The organism is Tessaracoccus flavus (assembly GCF_001997295.1).
In the GTDB taxonomy this organism is placed as follows: domain Bacteria; phylum Actinomycetota; class Actinomycetes; order Propionibacteriales; family Propionibacteriaceae; genus Arachnia; species Arachnia flava.
In genome coordinates this window covers 2,481,611-2,502,643 of record NZ_CP019605.1, presented here as the reverse complement: position 1 = coordinate 2,502,643, position 21,033 = coordinate 2,481,611, and the positions used below count along the sequence as shown (strand labels likewise).

The 21,033-nt window shown below is 67.0% G+C and carries 16 protein-coding genes; 12 read left to right on the top strand and 4 right to left on the bottom strand.

The features are described 5' to 3' along the window. Positions 1 to 35 precede the first annotated feature (35 nt). The 3 genes from RPIT_RS11605 to RPIT_RS11595 form a co-directional block, all read right to left on the bottom strand. Positions 36 to 920 (bottom strand): ROK family protein, encoded by an 885-nt coding sequence (locus tag RPIT_RS11605; protein WP_077343420.1) that lies wholly within the window; start codon positions 918 to 920, stop codon positions 36 to 38. 10 nt (positions 921 to 930) lie between these two features. Beyond that, positions 931 to 2,721 carry a class I mannose-6-phosphate isomerase gene (locus RPIT_RS11600; protein ID WP_077343417.1) on the bottom strand — a complete coding sequence of 597 codons (1,791 nt, stop codon included), beginning with the start codon at positions 2,719 to 2,721 and terminating at the stop codon, positions 931 to 933. Between the two features lie 75 nt (positions 2,722 to 2,796). Next, entirely contained in the window at positions 2,797 to 3,834 is a 1,038-nt protein-coding gene (locus RPIT_RS11595) for a LacI family DNA-binding transcriptional regulator (RefSeq protein WP_162274548.1), read from the bottom strand. Between the two features lie 125 nt (positions 3,835 to 3,959). Between RPIT_RS11595 and RPIT_RS11590 the strand changes: the two genes are divergently transcribed. The 12 genes from RPIT_RS11590 (at position 3,960) to RPIT_RS11535 (ending at position 19,367) form a co-directional block, all read left to right on the top strand. Beyond that, positions 3,960 to 5,138: a DUF4185 domain-containing protein gene (locus RPIT_RS11590; RefSeq protein WP_077343411.1), complete on the top strand. Its 1,179-nt coding sequence runs from the start codon at positions 3,960 to 3,962 to the stop codon at positions 5,136 to 5,138. 20 nt (positions 5,139 to 5,158) lie between these two features. After that, positions 5,159 to 6,493: an ABC transporter substrate-binding protein gene (locus tag RPIT_RS11585; protein WP_218121604.1), complete on the top strand. Its 1,335-nt coding sequence runs from the start codon at positions 5,159 to 5,161 to the stop codon at positions 6,491 to 6,493. Between the two features lie 228 nt (positions 6,494 to 6,721). Beyond that, positions 6,722 to 7,639: a carbohydrate ABC transporter permease gene (locus RPIT_RS11580; RefSeq protein WP_077343409.1), complete on the top strand. Its 918-nt coding sequence runs from the start codon at positions 6,722 to 6,724 to the stop codon at positions 7,637 to 7,639. Position 7,640: 1 nt separating this feature from the next. Further along, complete coding sequence (locus tag RPIT_RS11575) at positions 7,641 to 8,453, top strand: carbohydrate ABC transporter permease (protein ID WP_077343406.1); 813 nt, start codon at positions 7,641 to 7,643, stop codon at positions 8,451 to 8,453. A gap of 7 nt (positions 8,454 to 8,460) precedes the next feature. Continuing rightward, positions 8,461 to 10,614: a glucosidase family protein gene (locus RPIT_RS11570; RefSeq protein WP_077343404.1), complete on the top strand. Its 2,154-nt coding sequence runs from the start codon at positions 8,461 to 8,463 to the stop codon at positions 10,612 to 10,614. After that, entirely contained in the window at positions 10,614 to 11,750 is a 1,137-nt protein-coding gene (gene manA / locus RPIT_RS11565) for a mannose-6-phosphate isomerase, class I (protein WP_077343402.1), read from the top strand. Before RPIT_RS11570 ends, manA begins: the two co-directional genes overlap by 1 nt. A gap of 59 nt (positions 11,751 to 11,809) precedes the next feature. Next, positions 11,810 to 13,297 carry an FAD-dependent oxidoreductase gene (locus RPIT_RS11560; protein ID WP_077343400.1) on the top strand — a complete coding sequence of 496 codons (1,488 nt, stop codon included), beginning with the start codon at positions 11,810 to 11,812 and terminating at the stop codon, positions 13,295 to 13,297. 126 nt (positions 13,298 to 13,423) lie between these two features. Beyond that, a complete protein-coding gene (locus tag RPIT_RS11555) occupies positions 13,424 to 14,449 on the top strand; it encodes a LacI family DNA-binding transcriptional regulator (protein ID WP_077343398.1) in 1,026 nt (341 codons plus the stop codon). Further along, positions 14,446 to 15,423, top strand: a complete 978-nt coding sequence (locus RPIT_RS11550) for an ABC transporter permease (RefSeq protein WP_077343396.1) — start codon at positions 14,446 to 14,448, stop codon at positions 15,421 to 15,423. Before RPIT_RS11555 ends, RPIT_RS11550 begins: the two co-directional genes overlap by 4 nt. Before the next feature lie 5 nt (positions 15,424 to 15,428). Continuing rightward, complete coding sequence (locus tag RPIT_RS11545) at positions 15,429 to 16,367, top strand: carbohydrate ABC transporter permease (protein WP_077343394.1); 939 nt, start codon at positions 15,429 to 15,431, stop codon at positions 16,365 to 16,367. Between the two features lie 31 nt (positions 16,368 to 16,398). Next, complete coding sequence (locus RPIT_RS11540; protein ID WP_077343392.1) at positions 16,399 to 17,991, top strand: extracellular solute-binding protein; 1,593 nt, start codon at positions 16,399 to 16,401, stop codon at positions 17,989 to 17,991. A 29-nt stretch (positions 17,992 to 18,020) separates the two neighbouring features. Next, the gene (locus RPIT_RS11535; protein ID WP_077343389.1) at positions 18,021 to 19,367 is read left to right on the top strand and encodes a glycoside hydrolase family 32 protein; all 1,347 of its coding nucleotides are present in this window, start codon (positions 18,021 to 18,023) and stop codon (positions 19,365 to 19,367) included. Here RPIT_RS11535 and RPIT_RS11530 read toward each other — a convergent pair. Continuing rightward, complete coding sequence (locus RPIT_RS11530) at positions 19,319 to 20,983, bottom strand: nuclease-related domain-containing DEAD/DEAH box helicase (protein ID WP_077343386.1); 1,665 nt, start codon at positions 20,981 to 20,983, stop codon at positions 19,319 to 19,321. The two genes, RPIT_RS11535 and RPIT_RS11530, sit on opposite strands and share 49 nt — an antisense overlap. Positions 20,984 to 21,033: the final 50 nt, after the last annotated feature.

Sequence of the window (21,033 nt, the reverse complement as noted above, 5' to 3'; positions counted from 1 at the left end):
AGCCCTTCCGTCCTGACCCAATTGTGCCCCCTTAATCACCGCCGCGTTGCCGCTCCCGCGCCGTAGCGTGCGGCCCCGATGAGCGCCGCTGTCTCGCCGACCGCGCCTGGGAGGATCCGGGGTGCCTGGACATCCAGATGGTGGAAGTGGGACATGACCGACGGCTCGAACCACCGCAGGATCAGGTCCCACGATCTGGCGATGGAACCCCCGACCACGAGAAGGTCGGTCTCGAAAGCGATCAGGTAGGGCGCGAGGGTCTCCGCGAGCGAGGCGTAGGCAGCAGAGAGGGTGTGGACGGCAGTCGGATCGCCGGAGCGCGCCTGATCAGCGATCTCGTGCACGTCCAGCTCCTGCCCGCTCGCGGCTGCGTGGGCTGCGATGATCGCGCGACGCGAAAAAGTCTCCTCAATAGGCCGGCCGTCGTGTTCCAGAAGATAGACCCAACCGTTGGGTGGGACGCCGGGCCCGGCCGTCACGGGGCTACCGTCCTGGAGGAAGACCGACCCGACGCCGGTGCCCAGGGTCAGCGCCACCATGCGTCGCGGTCGACCGAGCAACTCGTACTGGCCAATCCCGTATGCCGTCACATCGTTGAGGAACGTCACCGACCCGCTCCCCAGTCGTCGGGCCAACTCGTCACCGACCCGTACGCCGCGCAGAGACCCGAACTTCGCCACTCCCTCGAAGTCGCCGATGCCCCGGTCGTAGTCGAAGGGGCCGGGTATCGCGACGACGAGAGGCTTTGCGCGCGCCTCGTCGCCCAGCCCGGCGACGGCCGCGGTGAACGACTTGAGGAGCGTCTCCGCGTCAGCGGAACTGTCGATCTCGACCCGTTCGGCGTGCGCGACGTGGGGCGGGGCAAGGTCGACGAGGGCGGCGGTGACATGCGTGCCACCGACCTCCAGCACGGGGTACATCGGTGAGGGCTCAGTCGGTGCGGCCGGTGAAGCGCAGATCCTCGCCGGTGACGGATCGCGGAAAGTCGGTGCCCCTGACGAACGCGGTAAGCGTCGCACATTCGCCGACGCCGTCCGCGGGCCTGATCGTGTACTCGCCGACGGCGGCAGGCACGATGAAGGTTTCGGCGTAGTGCACCTCGTACGGCTCGAACGCCCCGGTCGGGCTCTCCACGATGGCCGCGCGCCCCTCGACCAGGTTGATGACGTGCACCGTCGACCTCGTGTCCCGCAGGGTCGGAACGCTGAACCAGTGGCGCACCGTGTTGATGAACTCGAGTTCGTGCAGGCCGGTGCGTTCGATCCGGTAGCCGTCTCCCTCGTCCAGCAGCTCGATTCGGTTGATGAGATTCCTCTCGACCCACTCCTTGTCGCGATCCCACTGGACGTTCGGGCGGGCATGATGCAGGTGGACGGGGCGGGGCCTGCCGTCGAGTCCGACCCGGTCCCAGTCCCACATCTTGAAGGTGAAGATGTAGGAGGTGGCGGAGATCTCCAGCACCATCGTGTTGCGCGTCGAGCAGTGGATGGTCCCCGCGGGGATCAACACGTGGTCGTGCTTCTTCGAGGGGAACCTGTTGACGAACTTCTCGTCGGGAAACGTGCTTTCGCCGCGCTGGGCCCTCTCCAACGCGTCGAACATCTCGTCGAAGTCCGCGCCGGGCTTGCGGCCGAGGTAGACCCCTCCGTCCTCACCGACGTCGAGCAGGTAGTAGCTCTCATCCTGGGTGTACTTCATCCCGAACTTCTCCTGGATGTATCCGGTCAACGGATGCACCTGGAGGGAGAGGTTGCCGCCACCCATGGTGTCGAGGAAGTCGAACCGGATGGGGAAGTCGGCCCCGAACCGGGCGAAGGTGCCCGGCCCCAACAACTCGATCGGCTTGCGCAGCACCAGGTTCATCGACGGCATCTCTACACGGACGCCGTCGATGTCCAGCGCCAGAGAGTTCTCCTCCGGCACGCAGTCGAACGCCCATGCGTAGTTGGGCACGTCGCCGTCCAGACCGAGGACCTCCTGCATCCAGTGGCCACCCCAGACTCCGGGGTCGAAGTACGGCACCACGCGGAAGGGGCGCGTGACCGCCTGATCGAGGGCCGAGCGGAAGGTGTCGCCGGTGATCAGTTTGGGCTCGTCCGTGGTCGTGTCCAGGAGGTAGTCCAGGCTGTCGTACAGCTGCTTCTTGTGGCGATCGGCCATGCGCCACTCCACGAAGAAGCCGCGCTTGTACTTGCGCAGGATGTCCTCGTCGTGGTTGGCCGAGCGCCAATTGGGCAAGCCCGCCCGCATGCGCAGCTGGATCTCCCAGCGGGGCATGTCGGCGAGCACCATGAGGTCCGGCTCCGGAGCCGCCAGGGCGGCCCCCCAACCGACCAGCACCACGGGTCCCTCTCTCTCCGCAACCCGATGCCGCAACGCTTCGAGGCGCTCGGCGTCGTACAGATCAGCCAGGTTGTGGTGGGTCATGAAGCCGAAGACGCGGTCGTCGCCGAGGTTGCTCGCTATCAGAGCGTCGATGTCGTCGATCGGCTTCGCCGCCTGGTCGGGGACGTTGATCACGTGCTCGAAGACGCCCTCCAGTGCCCGGTGCACGGCCTCCTCGTCCACCCCGGGGTAGCAGTCGACGACGACGACGGCGCGATCCGTCCGCGATGCGGCCGCGGCCAGCTCAGCCCAGACGTCGTCGCCGACGAAGACCGGGGTGCCGGTCGGCTGGGGGAGACGCGGGTCAGTGTCGTAATTCGGCTGAGCGGCTTGCATCGGGAACTCCTTCGTTACTCCTCAGGTTTGGTAACGATACCAAGATTCCATCCGCCGGGCTAGACGCGAGCCTGCCTATTCGCGTTGCCCGACCACGACGCCGACGGAGGGGAGCGTCGTGGTCATGGGGGGCGTGCTGTCGCGATGGTCGATCCGTCGAAGTGCGAGTTCGCCGGCGATTCTCCCCATGGCGCGGGCGTCGTGCTCGATGAGCGTCAGCGGGTAGGGCACGAGGTCCGCCAGCTCGAAGGAGTCGAAGCCCACGAGCGGTGGCCTGTCCTCCCATGTCGCCCAGCGGTTGCGCTCCTGGAGCAGGACGCGGAGCACGTGGACGGTGTAGCGGTTGTTGGTGGTGAAGAATGCGCGTGGCGGTTGGTCGAGGTCGAGGAGCCTCCGGGTGGCCGCCATCACCGGTTCTCTCTCGGCGGGGAGCCGCTCCACCAGATCTGGACGGATGTCGAGCCCGGCGTCGGCGTGGGCGAGCGCAAAGCCGCGGTACCTCCGTGCGGCTGTGGCGATCGAATCCGGTCCGCCGATGAAGGCCATCGGGTGTTCGCCCTGGCGAAGTTTGTCGGACAGGACCGCCCGCACGCCGTCGATGTCGTCCACGAGCACCGTGTCGACGCCGCCCTGGTCGATGGACCGGGACGCCAGGACGATGGGCATGCCTGCCGCGGCCGCGCGGCTGAGGTGGGGGGCGTCGGTGCTGGCAGGCACGACGATGAGCCCCTCGATCTGCCGGGCGACAAGGTCCTTCACCAGCTGGGCCTCGAGGCGGGGGTCGTTGTGGGAGATGCCGGTGATGATGAGCCGGCCGGCCTCCTGCGCAGCCGACTCGATCCCGAGGAGCACCTGGGCGTAGTAGGGATTGTCGATGTTCGTGATGATCACCCCGAGTAGCCCGGAGCGCTGGCCCGGGCGCATCAGCCGGGCGGCCTCGTTGCGCGAGTAGCCCAGCGTCTTGACCGCAGCCTGGACCCGACGCACCATCGCGGGGGAGACCCCGTCGCCGCCGGCGACCACCCGGGAGGCTGTCATAGGGGAGACGCCCGCGAGTTCGGCGACGTTCTTGAGCGTGGGCTTCTTGGTCGTTGAGCCCCGGGGCCGATCCATGTGGTTCATCCTAGGCCGCCGCCTTTCCTCGGCCTCAAATCTAGCCTAGGCAAGCCCGAATCCGCGTGGTATCGTTACCAAATCGACGGGCATGACTGCCCCTATTCACATCGAGGTGATGCACGATGAAGTACCGACCACTCACCACCAAGGCAGCTGCCGGCCTGGCTGCGCTGGCGCTGACCAGCACCGGCGTCATGGTGTTCGGCCAGACGGCCACGGCGGCCCCGGCGACGACCCAACGCGAATGTTCCCTCGTCCAGGAGGAGCTTGTCGTGACGTCCGCTGAGCCCAACGACAGGACCGAGCAGTTCGCCAACTACGGCGACACGTCGGGCCGCTGGGTGGGTGCCGACTCCACCTACTCGGTGCAACTCAAGGACGGATCAACGGCCTGGCTCTTCTCCGACACGGTCCTCGGCACCGTCGTCGACGGCGCCCTGGACATGGACACGCTCGGCTTCATCAACAACTCGATCGTCCTGGAGCGCGGCGGGGAGCTGGGGCCCACCGTGACCGGCGGCACCGAGGCCGACCCGCAGGCGATCTTCGGGCCTCCGGCGGCGGACTCCTGGTACTGGCTGGGTGCCGGCTACGCGGCACCCAACGGTGACCTGCAGATCGGCATCAACCGCTACGACAAGTTCGGCCCTGGACAGTGGGACTGGGCCTGGGACCACACCGCCATCGGCACCGTCGATCCCAAGACATGGGAAGTCACGGACGTGACGACGGTCGACGTCGACTCCAACGTGCAGTGGACCTCCTGGTACGAGCGAACCCAGGGCAAGACCTACATCTACGGCGTCGATGATCAGGGGGCACTGAAGCAGGCGCACGTCGCCCGCGTGGCCGGGCACGACATCTCCCGCGTCGACAAGTGGGAGTACTGGACGGGCTCCGAGTGGAGCCGAGACGCGGCGGACTCTGCGCCGATCCTCGACCACGTCGCCAACGAGTTCTCGGTCACCGAGTTCCGCGACGGCTACCTGCTGGTGACCCACGACACCTCCGAGCTCTTCTCGAGCAAGGTCGTGGCCTACACCTCCTGCGATCCGACCGGGCCGTTCGTCAACAAGACCCACCTGTTCTCCACCCCTGAGACCGGGCTCTGGGGGTCGTACGGCGATCCGAACGTCTTCACGTACAACTCGCACGTCCATCCGCAGTTCAGCGACGACGACACGTTGCTGGTGAGCTACAACGTCAACACGTTCGACAACGAGCACATCTTCGACGACGTGACGATCTACCGCCCCCGATTCTGGACCGTCACCGTGGCGGACTCCGAGACCACCAACTGACCCCCCTTAGGAGGGAAACCATGATCACATTCAAGAAAGCTCTGACGGCGACGGCGCTGGCCAGTGCCCTGCTTCTGACTGCCTGTGGGGGCGACGGCGATGACCCCGCGCCCGGCGCCACCGACCCTGCGATGACCACCCCGGCAGCCACCTCCGGCGAGACCACCGGTGGCGAGACCACGGGCGCCGGCGAAGCGCCTGCGGCATCCGGCACGATCAACTTCTTCACCGACAAGGCGGCCTGGGAGCCGTCCTTCGAAGAGATGAATGCCGCCAGCGGCGACATCGACCTGGAGTTCACGGGCTACTCCGACCCGGTTGCGTACGACACGTACATCCGCCAGGCCTTCCGCACCGATGACAAGCCGGACCTCTTCACGTGGCACACCGGCGGCAAGCTCCAAGAGCTCGCAGAGCAGGGTCTCGTCGCGGAGACCACCGACATCTGGGCAGAAGCCGAGAGCGAGGGCCTCGTGCCCGAGGGCCTCAAGGACCAGTACACCTACGACGGCAAGCAGTACTGCGTGCCGTTGAACGTGGCCTACTGGGCGGTCTACTACAACAAGCAGATCTTCGACGACAACGGCCTCACGCCCCCCACCACGTGGGAAGAGATGGAGACTGTCATGCAGACGCTCCGCGACGCGGGCGTGACCCCCTTCCACCAGATGAACATCATCTTCGAGTTCGTCTACTTCCAGGCACTCCTGGCGGGACAGGACCCGGACACGTACCTCGGGATCCTTGACGGCAGCGCGAGCTACACCGACGAGGACGTCAACGTCGCCGTCGACAAGTGGGAAGAGATGATCAACCGGGGCGACTTCATCGACCCGGGCGTCACCGGCGATCCGCAGGCGCTCCTCATGAACGGCGATGTGGCGATGGCCTACTTCGGCACGTTCTTCACGGGCCAGCTGACGGCGATCGACGCCGTGTCGGGTGAGGACTACGGGATCTTCATGTTCCCGAACCTCAACCCCGACACCGAGGAGCAGCCGATGATCCTCGAGACCGGGCCGCTGTGTGTGGGCGCGGGCTCGGAGAATGAGGACACCGCCCTGGCGTACTCGAAGTGGTGGCTGACCACCGACGCCCAGACCGCATGGTCGCAGAGCCGTGGAGACGTGAGCTTCAACCCGAACGTCGAGATCGAGGATCCCGAGCTGAGCGCCCTGGTGGAGGCCGTCAACGACGGTACGCGCATCCTGCCCCGCTACCTCGAGGGCAGCCCGCAGCCCGTCTACCAGCTCTCCACTGAGCTCTTCGGCGCGTTCGTGACCAGCCCGAGTGATCCGCGAGGCATGCAGGAGCGTCTGCAAGCCGCTGCCGACGATTACTGGGCCCAGCAGTAAGAAAGCGGTGGGCGGTGCGGCCGACGGGGGGATCGGCCGCACCGCCCGCTCTCTGTGCGCCACCGGATCCTCGGCATCGACGGGGACCGCGGCGCACCGGACAACATCGCGAGAATCCCCGGCCCTGAGGATCGCCACACCGCCCGTGGCGATGCTCACCGCTTCAGACCACGCTGAGACGACCGACCGGCGGCGTTTGAGGACTGAGGAACCGAGGTAGGAAGACACATGAGCACCACACCAGACACCGCGCGGCCCAAGGGCTACGGAAGCAAACGCAGACGCCAGGAGCGCGCCACGGCCACGGCCTTCCTGGCTCCTGCGCTCATCCTCTGCGGACTCCTCCTCTACGCCCCGTTTCTCTACACGTCGTATCTGTCGTTGACCGAGTACAACGGGCTGGGTGACCCCGAGTTCGTGGGTCTGGACAAGTTCGAGCAGCTCTTCCAGGACCCGAACATCCTCACCTCCATGCTGAACACCTTCATGTGGGTGGTGGGCACGCTGGTCATGCCGGTCGGGTTGGGGCTCGTCATCGCGGTGCTCGCGCACGGACTCAAGGGGTCGTTCTGGTTCCGGCTGCCGTTCCTGCTTCCCTACGCCATCTCCGGCATCGCCGTCGGCGTCATCTTCGCCTTCATCCTGCAGACCAACGGGGCACTCACCCAGGCGCTCGAGCTGTTCAACCTCCCGTTCGCGGACTCACGGTGGCTGCTCGATTGGCCGCTCAACACTTTCGTCATGATTCTCGCCGCCACGTGGCAGGGGGCCGGCGTCAATGCGCTCCTCTTCGGCGTGGGACTGCAGTCGATCCCCAAGGAGCCCCTCGAGGCCGCGAGGGTCGACGGCGCCACGGGCTGGAGCCTGTTCAAGAACATCACGTGGCCAATGCTCGCCCCGATGACCACCGTGGTCGTCGGGCTCAGCATCGTGGGATCGCTCAAGACGTTCGACATCGTCTGGGGCATGACCAAGGGCGGTCCCGGCCGGGCGTCCGAGACGCTGGCCATCACCATGTACAAGTCGAGCTTCATGCTGAACGACTACGGTCTGGGCGCGGCCGTCGCGCTGCTGCTCACGATCGTGACCGTGTCGGCGTCGTTGCTCTACCTGAGGCGCCAGCTCGCGCCGGCGAGGGAGTTCTGACATGCAACTGGCACGCAAACTCATCCTGATCGTCCTCGGCATCATCTGGCTCATCCCCATCTATCTGATGGTGATCAACGCCGCCAAGCTGTCGTCCGATTACGGCAACGCCACGGTCTGGATCCCGACGGATCTCAGCGGGCTGCTGCAGAACTTCGCGGATGCGCTGGACCGGGGACGCATCGCCCGCGGCCTCACCTCGACCTTCATCTACTCGATCGTCTCACCGCTCATCGCCGTGATCGTGGGCGCGATGGCGGGCTTCGCGATCGTCGCGCTCAAGGTCAAGCGCGCCTTCATGTGGTTCGTCCTCATCTTCAGCGCGACCGTGTTCCCGATCCAGATGGTGCTCATGCCGCTGTTCATCGGCTACGTGGAGGTCGGCATCTTCGACTCTCGCCTTGGCATGATCCTCATCTACACCGTGATCTCAGTGCCGTTCTCCGCGTTCGTTCTGCGAAACTTCTTCTCCGGCATCGCCCACCAGGTCTACGAGGCCGCCGCCCTGGACGGTGCCAGCGCGTTCCAGACCTTCTTCCGGATCTACCTGCCGATGTCCAAGTCGGCGCTGTTCGCAGTGTTCATCCTCCAGGCCACGTTCATCTGGAACGACCTGCTCCTGGGCCTGTCCCTGTCGCAGGACCAGGACGTCCGTCCCGTCATGACGACGCTGGCTGCGATGCAGACCACCTACGGCGGCTCCACCATGCCCGTCGTTCTGGCCGGCGGCCTGCTGGTCTCGCTGCCCACCATCGTCTTGTTCCTCTTCACCCAGCGCTATTTCACGCAGGGCCTCGCGCTCGGTCAGTACTAGGAGATACATGTCCATCCCCACAGTTGAGAGCTTCACCAGCGCCACCGTCGGTGACCGCTACGACGACATGATCAACCCGTCAGGTCTCACGAACCACGTCGTGGTGGCGCAGGTCGACCACGACGTCCTTGCCGTGCGCTCGGTCAACATGCCCCCCGTCTCCCAGGGCGACTGCGTCACGGGCCGCCTCTACCTCGACGGACGGCTCGCGCAGAGCTATGGGGAGCCGGTTGAGCACGCCTGGCGTCCCGACCGCGTGACCCGGGCCACCGAGATCAATGGATGGCGGATCGAGACGGTGACGGTGGTGCCGCCCGGTCACCCCGGGGTGGCGGTGCAGATCTCCGTCACCAACACAGATCCCCAGGAGCGGGACCTCGATCTGGGTGTGTGGATCGACTCCGAGGTGGTCAAGGCCGTGCCGTGGCGTCGCGCTGAACCGCCCCGAGGGCACAACAAGCAGTCCCGCGAGGGGGCCAGGCGCAGAGGGCGGCCCGCGTCGCCGCCGAAGGGCATGGCCTTCTTCGGGGCGCTGGAGCCGACGGCGGACGTCTCCTGCCTGCAGGGACTCATCGACGTCGACGGTGCGGACGTGGAGGACACCTCCACTGTGGATCGGATGATCCGCGTCCGATCGAGCGTCGCGCCGGGGGAACACTGGCGCGGGGCGTTCGTGCTGGTGATCGGAGACGAGGGCGCCGACGTCGACGCCTCCTTCGACGCGATCGCCGCCGATGTCGACGGCGCTGTCGCCTCCGCGGAGGCCGAGTGGAACCGCGAGCTGGAGGACCTGTTCAGCACCGACGGAGACCTCACCTCCGGCTCGCTACCGGTCCTCGAGACCAGCAACGACGCGCTGCGCCAGCTTTACTGGTGGGGAGCCATGGGGGTGCTGTGGTTCCGGCGGGAGAACCCGGCCGGTGTGCGGAGGCGCCACTATGACACGCTGATGCCGAAGTACTGGCAGACCACCACGTTCATCTGGGATTACTCGCTGTCCTCGCTCGTGCATGCGCTGAACGACCCGGAGGAGATGCGCGAGCAGATCCTGCACTGGATCGGCCTGGACATCAACGAACATTTCGGCACCGAATGGCTGACCGGCGGGCCGGCCGGCAACTGGTACTCGGTCAACCAGTACGCGATGGTCCGGCTCGTCAACGACTACGTCAACGCCACCGGTGACGTCGGCTTCCTCGACCATCGGGTCGACGGCGGCCAGACGGTGGGCGACCACGTGCGGGAGTGGGCCGTCGAATGGCGCAACAAGCGGGTGGGCTCACCCCTGGCCGACTACGGCGAGATCGACAACCTGCTGGAGTGCGTCTCGACGTACGTGCACGAGGTCGCCTCCCTCAACGCCGCGAACGTCTGGTGCATGCGTACCGCCGCCGCCCTCACCCGCCGTCAGGCGGGGCTGAGCGGGTCCGCCGATACCGCTCTGGCGAAGGAGGCCGACGCTCTGGAGAAGTCAGCCGACCAGCTCATCCCCGAGATCATCAACCTCTACCGTCGGGGCGAGGGGTTCTTCAACGCCCGCCATCCCGACGGCACCCTCGTTCCGGTCATGCACTGCTACGACTTCTCGACGGTCGGCACCACCATCGCGCACGATCTTCCGGACTCCGCTCGGAAGCAGATGGTCCGCTTCTTCGTCGAGCATCTCCGCACGCCGTCGTGGATGCGTGCGCTGTCCGCCTCGGACAGCAACGCGGGGTTCTCCGTTCGCCCCGATCACCAGTGGAACGGGGCCTATCCGGCCTGGCCCGCGGATTCAGCTCGGGCGGCGATCCAGCTCGGCAGCCCCGAGACCGTCGCCGAGTGGCTCCCCGGGCTCGCCCGGAGCACGCGCCAGGGGCCACCCGGGCAGGCACACATGGTCGAGGAGGTCGTCGACCTCGTCGATGGTGGATCGAGGAAGGCACCTCCCCACTTCCCCTACCTCACCGACTGGGCGTGCTCGTCGGCCGGGGCGTGGTGCGAGCTCGTGATCGAGTCGATCTTCGGTGTTGCGCTGGGCCCGGACGGTTCCGTGACCGCCCGGCCGGTGCTCGAGCATTTCGATCCGGAGGCGCGGCTGATCGGGCTCCGCATCGCCGGGGTGACCTACGACGCCGATGCGGACGGGGTGCGACGCCGCGAGGAGGAGTCGGCCAGCTGATGTGGCGGATGCGAAACCCCCGGATGGACTACGCCTGGGGGTCGGCGGCTGCGATCCCCGAGTTCCTCGGCGAGGAACCGACAGGCCGTCCCGTCGCGGAGGTCTGGATGGGCGCGCACCCGAAGGCGCCGTCGAGCCTGGTGGACTTCCACGGCGCCGACGTGCCGCTCGACGTGGCCATTCGTGACCACCCCGAGGAACTGCTGGGGGCCGATGTTCTCACCAGGTTCGGCCCACGGCTGCCCTTTCTGGTCAAGCTGCTGGCGGCCGGGAAGCCGCTCTCGCTGCAGGTCCATCCCGCCGCCGATCTCGCCGCTGAGGGCTTCGCCCGGGAGGAGGCCGCCGGCCTTCCGCTGGAGGCCTCCGAACGGACCTTCAAGGACGAGCACCACAAGCCCGAGGTGATGATCGCCCTGGCGCACACCGAGACATTGGCAGGACTGCGCCGGACGGACGCGAGCGGGGCGCTCCTCGAGCGGATCGGCGGGCCGTGGGCGCGGCGCGTGTCTGGCCTCCTCGACGAGGACGATCTCCGCCCAGCCCTGAAGGCACTCCTCTCCGGGGACGCGTGGGCCGCACATCGCTCTGCGGTCCTGGCCCGCTGCGCTGAACTGGGGGAGGAGGATCGCGCCTACGCACTGGTTGGAGAGTTGGACCGGCACTTTCCGGGCGACAGCGGTGCTGCGGCTCCGTTGATGCTGAACGTCGTCCACTACGGGCCGGGTGAGGCTCTGTTCGTGCCCACCGGCCAGATCCACGCCCACATCTCCGGGTTCGGAGTGGAGGTGATGGCCGCCTCGGACAATGTCATCCGCGCGGGGCTGACTCCCAAGCACATCGACCGGGAGGCGCTGTTCGAGGCGTTGGCGCCGACGCCCGCGGAGCCGCTGCTGAAGCAGACGGTCGAGGGATCGCCCCTGGCGCTCCCAGCCGATGAGTTCCAGGTGGTGGTCGGGGAGGGGGCCGTCCCCGCGAGTCCGGCGGCCCGCATCATCGTGACGCTCGCCCCCGGCGCCGTGGCGGGCCTCGGCGATCTGGGTCGGGGTGCCGGCGCGTTCATCGAGCCGCTCGCGGAGACTCGGGCGGGTGGCCGAGCCCTGACGGTCAGCGTGCCGGCGATAACTGGCGGGCCCTGAACGGCGTCGAATATCGCCGCTTGTCAGCGCGGCGCCCAGGCGTGGGTGAAGATGGGCCCATGCGATCCATCTGGTTTGATCTTCATTCCGACTCCGCCCGGCCCTCGGGCGCCAGGCTCGACGGGCTGAAAGCCCAGGTCGTCGTCGCCGGGGCCGGCCTCACCGGGCTCGCCACCGCCGTGCTGCTGGCACGGTCGGGGCAAGAGGTCATTCTCCTCGAGGACCGGCGCGTGGGGGCGGTCACCACCGGGCACACCACCGCGAAGCTCTCGCTGCTCCAGGGGAGCGTCTACTCCGAGATCCTCAAGCGGAACTCCGAGGAGGTCTTGGCCGCGTACCTCGAGGGCAACCGGGAGGGGCAGGCGTGGCTGACCCGGTACATGGACGACCGGGGAATCGCGTATCAGCGCAGGGACGCCTGGACCTTCGCGATGACGCAGGACGGCCTGAAGGATCTCGGCGCCGAGTTCGACGCCTGCCACGCCGTCGGACTGGACCTCCAGCAGCCTGCGGAGACCGAACTTCCCTTCCCTGTGGAGGGGGCGCTCCGGCTGCCGGATCAGGTCCAGATCGACCCGGTGGCCGTGCTGGAGTCCCTCAGGACTGAGTTCGTCGAGCACGGCGGCAGGCTGTTCGAAGGCGTCAGGGTGACCGACGCCACCTCGTCGTCGCCGGTGGAGGTGACGACCACCCGCGGGACCGTCACGGCCGGCCGCCTGGTCCTGGCCACCGGCTCCCCGATCCTCGACCGGGGCGGCCACTTTGCGAAGCTCGTGCCGCAACGCTCCTACGTGACCACCTACCGGGTGCCGGGTGCCATCCCTCAGGGGATGTACCTGAGCGTCGACGAGCCGACGCGCTCGCTCCGCACCGTCCCGACGCCGGACGGCGAGCTGCTGATGGTCGGCGGGAACGGGCACATCACCGGGCGGGCGGACTACGAGTCGCTCGCCGTCGAGGACCTCGTCGCGTGGACGACCCGCTACTTCCCGGGCGCCGAGTTGACCCACTCGTGGTCGGCGCAGGACTACCAGCCGCATGACCGGCTCCCGTTCGCCGGCCCCCTTCCGCGGGGCGGGGGCGCCATCTACGCTGCCACCGGCTTCAACAAGTGGGGGATGGCCAACGCCATCGCAGCGGCGTTGAACCTCAGCCAGCAGATCCTCGGCGGGTCCATGGAATGGGCCGACACGCTGAACAACCGCCCGGTGCAGCCCCGCACGATGATGACGGGGATCAAGGAGACCGCAGGAGTGGCCGGAGAACTGGTCAAGGAGTGGGCGACGGCGGAGCTCAAGGCGCTCCCGGACGAGCCTCCGGAGGAGGGCGACGGCGTCGTCGGCCGCGACGGCGTGCAGCCCGTTGGCATGTCGACGGTGGACGGCGAGACCTGCAAGGTCTCAGGAGTGTGTACCCACATGGGCGGGGTGCTGCGCTGGAACGACGCCGAGCGCTCCTGGGACTGCCCGCTCCACGGTTCGCGCTTCGCAGCCGACGGCACCAGGCTCGAGGGGCCCGCGGTGGAGGATCTGGAGAAGCTCGGCTAGCCCGGGTGGTGCGGCCGGCGACGGCCGCGTGTGAGCGCCAGAAAAAAAAGTTTCCGGGTGCTGTTGACATTCGCGGAGTGATACGTTTAGCCTTCGTTATACGCATAACCAAGGCGGAGGGATTCGATGAAGAATCGGCCAACCATGAACGACGTCGCAGCTGAGGCCGGCGTCTCACAGGCGACTGTGTCCATGGTTCTCAACCAGTCACAGGCCGGACGCGTGTCCGCCGAGACGTCGCAGCGGGTGCTCGATGCGGCGAAGAAGCTGGGGTTCCGCACCAACGTCCATGCCAAGGTGCTCCGCGAGGGCAAGTCGCGCATGATCGGGCTGATCGGTGACGAGGTCGCCACCACGCCGTTCGCCGGGGAGATGATCCTCGGCGCGCAGCAGGAGGCGTGGCGACGGGGGCACGTGCTGCTCACCGTCGACACGGCGGGCGACTCGCGCCTTGAGCAGGCCGCCATCTCCATGATGCAGAGCTACCGGGTCGCGGGCGTCATCTACGCCGCCATGTATCACCGCCGCCTCGACGTGCCGACGGGGCTGTCGGGGATCCCCACGGTCTGCCTCAACGCGCAGGATCCCGCAGGGAGCGTGACCAGCGTCTTCCCTGACGAGGAGGCGGGCGGCCGGGCAGCGGCCCGCGTGCTGCTGGAGGCGGGGCACCGCGACATCGGCATGATCAATATCGGCCCCGAAGGCTCGACCCTCCCCGCCGCCAGCGGTCGCCTCAAGGGTTTCATCGAGACGCTCGACGCCGAGGGGGTGCCGTTTCGCGCCGAGTGGCTGCGCTTCGGCACCGGTGGCTACGAGGACGGGCTCCGAGGAGGTCTTGAACTCCTGACCCTGGAGCAGCGCCCCCGGGCGATCTTCTGTGCCAACGACCGGACCGCGCTCGGTCTCTACTACGCCGCGGAGCGGCTGGGGCTCTCGGTCCCCGACGACGTCAGCGTCGTCGGGTTCGACAACCAGGCTTTGCTGACCCCCATGTTCCAACCCGCCCTCACGACGTTCCAGCTCCCGCTCGCGGAGATGGGGCGCCTCGCGGTCGCCGAAGTCCTGAACCGTGGTTCGGAGACCAAGCGTCTCGCCGTCGAATGTTCCCCTCAACTCCGCCAATCCGTCGCGTCCGTGAAGGTCTACTCATGACGTCCATCTCCACCACAACCACCGCGCCCGAGCCCACCTCGGCGCTCGATCCAGGCCCGACGCGACGCCGCGTCTCACGGCGGAGGTCGATCCTCCGATCGTGGCAGTTATACGTATTACTGCTGCCGGGCATCATCTACCTCCTCATCTTCAAGTACTGGCCGATGTACGGAGCGCAGATCGCGTTTCGCAACTACAACCCGGCCGACGGGTTCACCGGCAGCCCCTGGGTCGGTCTGCAGCACTTCGAGCGCTTCATCAACTCGTTCCAGTTCCGCGACCTGCTGGTCAACACCCTGACGATCAACACCGTCGGGCTCCTCGTGGCGTTCCCGGTACCGATCATCCTGGCGCTCATCGTCAACCAGCTGCCCTCGGAGCGGTTCAAGAAGTTCATCCAGACGGTGCTGTACTCGCCGTCGTTCATCTCCGTCGTTGTCGTCGTCGGCATGATCTTCCTGCTGTTCAGCCCCAGCTCCGGCATCGTCAACAACGTCCTCACCCTGTCCGGCGCTGAGCCCGTCTTCTTCATGGGCGACCCAGAGTGGTTCCGGCCCCTCTACATCGGCTCGGACGTCTGGCAGAACGCCGGCTTCTCGATGATCATCTACCTCGCGGCGCTCACGGCCATCGACCCGTCGCTCCACGAGGCCGCCAAGATGGACGGGGCGAACAAGTTCCGCCGAATCTGGCACATCGACATCCCAGGCATCCTGCCCGTCGTCACGATCCTCTTCGTGCTGGCCATCGGCAACATCTTCAACCTCGGCTTCGAGAAGGTCTACCTGATGCAGACCCCGCTCAACCTCGAAACCTCCGAGATCATCAACACCTACGTGTACAAGGCGGGCCTCCAGCAGGCGCAGTTCAGCTACTCCGCTGCGATCGGGCTGTTCAACTCCGTCCTCAACCTCATCCTTCTCGTGACGTTCAACTATGTCGCCAAGAAGGCCAACCAATCGTCCCTCTGGTGAGCTCCATGACTACGACATCAGCGCCCCTGGCCGCCTCGTCCTCCTTCGAGAAGCGCGACGGCTTCCTCAGCCGCATCGCCGACCCCACCTTCAACATCGTCACGGTCGGGCTGCTTCTGCTCGCCGCGGCGGCGATCATCTACCCGCTCTACTTCATCGTCATCGCGTCGGTGAGCGACCCCAACCTCATCGCACAGGGCAAGGTCTGGCTCTTCCCGCAGGGCTTCACGCTGGAGGGCTACGAGACGCTCTTCAAGAACGACGCCCTGGTGCGCGGCTTCGGCAACTCGCTGCTCTACACCGGAGTCGGCACGCTGGTCAGCGTCTCGATCATCCTGTGCACCGGCTACGCCCTGTCCCGCCGCGACATGCCCGGACGCAACTTCTTCATGATCCTGTTCATCATCACGATGTTCTTCGACGGCGGCCTGATCGCCCGCTACCTCGTCGTCCGCGACCTCGGCCTGCTCAACACCATGTGGGCAGTGATCCTGCCCGGCGCCGTCGGCGTCTGGAATCTGATCATCGCCCGCACCTTCTTCGAGACCAACGTCCCGGCGGAACTCCGCGAAGCCGCCCAGATCGACGGCGCCAACGACTTCCGCTTCTTCTTCAAAGTGGCGCTACCCCTGACCAAGCCCCTGATCGCGCTGATGGCCATGACCCACATCGTGGCGTACTGGAACTCCTACTTCGACGCGATGATCTACCTCAACGACGAATCGATGTACCCGCTGCAACTGGTGCTGCGCAACGTGCTCATCCAGTCACAGGCCTCCGCCTCCCTGGACACCGGCTCCATCGACTCCTACGCCGCCGCCCAGCGTCTGGGCGAACTGATCAAATACGGAATGATCGTCGTCTCCACGGTGCCCCTGCTCATCATCTTCCCCTTCCTCCAGAAGTACTTCGTCAAGGGCGCCACCCTCGGCGCGCTCAAGTGACCCAATCCACCCCCGAAAGGAAACAACCATCATGATCAAGCGCCGCAGCCTCCTGGCTGGATTCGCCGCTCTCGCTGTGTCCGGCATCGTCGCCGGCTGCTCCAACGGTTCCTCCGACGGCAACCTCCCCGCCGACGAATCCGACGCGTTCGGCTTCAAGGCCGAAGGCCTCCCCATCGTCGAGAAGACCCTGCCGCTCACGTTCTCCGGCACCAAATCCGCCCTCGCGCCCGACTACGAGACGATGGAACTGGTCCAGCGCTGGAAGAACGACACCAACATCGACATCACCTGGGACAACCTCCCAGACAACGTGTACGCAGAACGCAAGAACCTCATGCTCGCCTCGGGTGACCTGCCCGACGCGCTGTTCAACACGGGCCTGAGTGACGCTGAGGTCGTCACCAACGGCTCCAACGGCACCCTCATCCCGCTTGAGGGACTGATCGACGAGCACGCACCTATCCTCAAGGGCATCCTCGACAAGCGCCCCGACATCCGCGGGGCCATCACCGCCTCTGACGGCCACATCTACACGTTGCCCGCAGTGGAGGAACTCGGCATCCTCGCCTTCCCGAACTTCCTGTTCGTGAACAAGACCTGGCTCGACGAAGCCGGCCTCCCGGTGCCCACCACCATTGATGAGTACGAGGCGGCCCTCCGCGCCTTCAAGGAGCGCGGCCAGGGCACCATCCCGCTGTCGTTCCGGGTGGATTCCTTCGCCGCCAACGTGGCAGACCTCATCGCGGCCATCGGTGGCCTGCCCGACAACAACGACCACCGCATCGTCCAGGACGGCAAGGTCATCTTCACTGCTGTGCGCGACGAATGGCGCACCGCCGTCAAGAAGCTCGGTGAGTGGTACCAAGAGGGCCTCATCGACCCTGAGAGCTTCTCGCAGGACGATCCCACCTACCTCGCCAAGGGCAAGGCCGACCCGATGAGCCTCGGTTCGTTCATCTGGTGGGAGATGAAGGAGGCTGTGGGCGAGGACCGCGTGGCCGACTACGCGCACGTCGGCGTGCTCAAGGGCTTCGACGGCAAGCAGCGGGCCTCGGTGTCGAACTACGCCGAGATCAACAGGGGCGCGTTCGCGATCACCAGCGCCAACAAGTACCCGGCCGCCACCATGCGCTGGGCCGACCGCCTGTACGACCCGGTCATGTCGGCGGAGACCCGCTGGGGCCCGATCGGCGTGACGCTGGAGGAGAACGCCGACGGCATCCTCGTCCAGATCCCCGCCAAGGCGGGCGAGTCCGAGGGCGAGCGTCGCCAGAAGGTGGCGCCGGGCGGCCCCTGCATCACCACGCGCGAGCACTTCGAGACCGTTGTGGCCCCCGAGCCCCGCGCCAAGGAGCGCCAGGAGATGGTGGCCGAGTTCTACGAGCCCTACCGCGCCAACGACGCCTACCCGCCGGTCATGCTGAGCAACGAGGAACTTCAGCAGATCAACGATCCGCAGACGGAGATCAACACTCTCGTCGGCCGCAAGTTCGCTACCTGGATCGTCGAGGGAACCATCGACGCCGAATGGGACGCCTACGTCGCCCAGCTCGAGCAGATGGGCCTGTCCAAGGTCATGGAGGTCTACCAGGCCGCCTACGACCGCTACAAGAGCGCCTGATCACCCACCAGTCAGAAAAGGTCTGATCGATGCACGACACCCCCCACTACCGCCCCGAGTTGCACTTCACCCCCGAAGGCACCTGGATGAACGACCCGAACGGGTTGCTCTTCCACAAGGGGCGCTACCACCTGTTCTTCCAGAACAACCCGACCGGGCGCACCTGGGGAAACATCAGTTGGGGGCACGCCGTCTCGACCGACCTCCTCACCTGGGAGGAACTGCCGGTGGCCATCCCCGCCACTGCCGAGGAGATGGCCTTCTCCGGCTCCGTCGTCTGGGACCGACTGAACACGTCGGGCCTGGGCGACGGACCGGAGGGTCCGCTGGTGGCCCTGTTCACCAGCTCCTACACCGCCCTCGACCCGAGCCGGCCCGGGCAGCAGGCCCAGTCGATCGCCTACAGCGTCGACGACGGCCTGACCTGGACCCGCTATGACCGCAACCCCGTGCTCGAGCGTGGATCGTCGGACTTCCGCGACCCGAAGGTGTCGTGGCATGAGCCCAGCGGGCGATGGGTGATGGTCACGGTGGAGGCCGTCGACCGGCAGGTCCTCATCCATTCGTCGGCCGACCTTCTCACCTGGACCCACGAGAGCAGCGTCGGGCCGCTTGGGGAGGAGGGGCTCCTGTGGGAGTGCCCCGACCTTGTCGAGGTGCCGGTCGAGGGCACTGCGACCTCGCGCTGGGTTCTCCTGCTCAGCACCAACCCGGGCGGGTTCTCCGGCGGATCCGGGATGCGCTACCTCGTCGGCGACTTCGACGGCGCCAGCTTCGCCCCGGATGAGGCAGGGTGGCGGTGGCTGGACTATGGACCCGACTTCTATGCGGCCGTCTCGTTCCACGGCCTGAGGGACCCGTTGATCCTCGGGTGGATGAGCAACTGGTCCTACGCCAACGACACCCCCACCCATCCGTGGCAGTCGGCGATGACGCTCGCCCGCCGGGTCACGCTCGTCGAGACGGAGCTCGGGCCGGTCCTTCGGCAGAGGCCGGTCCTCCCCGAGGTCATCCCCGCCGGGGTGATGCGGGTGGACGTCGAGCTGTCCGAGGGCGACGCGCTGATCCTCGAGTCGGGTTTCGGGGAGTTCTCAAGCCGCTGCGTGGTGCACCGTGGCGCGGACGGGGCACTGGTCGTCGACCGCAGCGACGCCGATCCGCACGCGGTCCACACCGGATTCCCTGCCACGTCACCCATCCCGCTTCCCGCGGGGCCCGTCTCGGGGGTCCTCATCGAGGACCACGGCCTCATCGAGCTCTTCCTCCTCGACGGCCTCGTCACCGTCGCGCTCCAGACCTTCCCCCACCCGGGGCCGGTCCGGGTGCGTCAGCTCGGCGCCGACGACAGGGCGCGGGCCACGTCGTCGCCCGCCTGAGCGATGACGTCCAGGTCGCCGACCACGATGAGCCGGTCGGTGGCACGGGAGAGGCCGACGTACATGCGTTCCTTGAACCGTTCGCCGGTGCCGTCCTCGTTGACGCACAGCACCACGGCCCGCCGCTCGAGGCCCTTGAAGCCGAGGACGTGCCCGTAGAAGACCAACTCCTCGTCCCAGAAGGTGTCCCAGTAACCCTTCTGGCCCTGGAGCTCCTGACGGCTCACCTGCTCCGGGTGTCGCCGGCCGGTGGTCAACAGCGCGACATGGCCCTCGTGCCAACCCTCGTCCAGCAGCGCCTCCACCATGTCGTCGGCGACGCTGACGGCGTCCTCGGGTGAGGTCTGGATGTGCGACACCTCCGGACCGTCGCCGCCGTCGAGCCGCATGCGCATCAGGGCCAACGGCTGAAACACCTTCGCGATCTGCCGGGTGTTGCGCAGGTTGTGATCCAGCACGAGGGAAACCAGGGGCACGGGAGGGCGGCCGAAGCGTTTGAACAGACGCTGGCCCTCGTCGGAGAAGACGAACAGCCCCCCGTCCTCCTCGTCCCGCAGGGAGGTGATGAGCGGATCCCACCAGGTGTCCGCGAAGTCCTGCGCCTCGTCGACGACGAACGAATCGAACCGCTGCTTGGGAGGCAGGACGGCCGCCCGCTCAGTCATCAGGTGGGGAAGCCGCTCCTCCCAGAAGGCGTGATCATCCCGCGAACCCGACGCGATGCCCCACTGGTTGGCGAGGTCCTCGAACGTGCCGACGAACGCGGGCCTGTCCTTGTAGTGCCAGGTGGCGACGACGCGGCGGAAGTGGCTCGCCAGACCGATCGAGTAACACACGAGCGCGACCCGCTCACGCTCACCTGCCCGTCCGCCGGCGAGATGCCGGGCCTTGATCAGTGCCAGCGCCGTCTTGCCGCTGCCCGCACCGCCTCGGACCTCGACCCTCCGGAGCATGCGGATGGCGTCGATGATGAGGCCCTGTTCCTGGGTGAGCCGGTCGGCGCGCGCCTGCCGCTCGTCGGAGGCCGCCTCGACGTCTGGCGCGGCGTCGGTGCCGCGGGCCGTCAGGATGTCGATCAGTACGTCGCACGCCTCCTCCGAAGGGGGAGTGCAGTGCGTCTCGTACCCCGGCGGTACGGTCCGCAGCCGCTCGGCCAGGCAGGGGAGGTCGATCTTGTCGTGGATCATCCAGCGCGGGCAATCCGGGAGGGACAGGTCGGGGCCCAGTTTCGTGAACGGGGTGACGACCCCGTGCAGGAAGCGCGCCCGGCCGAAGGACCGCGTGGTCCAGCGCAGATCGGAGCTGAGGTAGGACCACAAGGCGTAGCGGGTGTCGCGGGCCTGGGCCACCGGATCGATGGCGACGGTCCCACCGTCTCGTTGCATCGTCCAACGGCCGTCGGTGAGCCCCACCCCCGAGCCCTTCACCTCGAGGACGGCGACGCCTGTGCCGGGCATGACGACGATGAGGTCGGCCTCGTGATCCTTCTTCTCGTCGGTCAGTCGGTAGTTGGCGATCAGCGTGTCGTCGGGTCGAAGAGTCTCCCGCAGTGCGCTCCACACGACGCGCTCGGACTCCGTCGTGAACAGCGGGTCCTCAGGTATCAAGTGCGGCATGGGGCCACGCTAGCGGCGCCGCGACCGCTCGGCAGCGTCTCCGCTCAGCC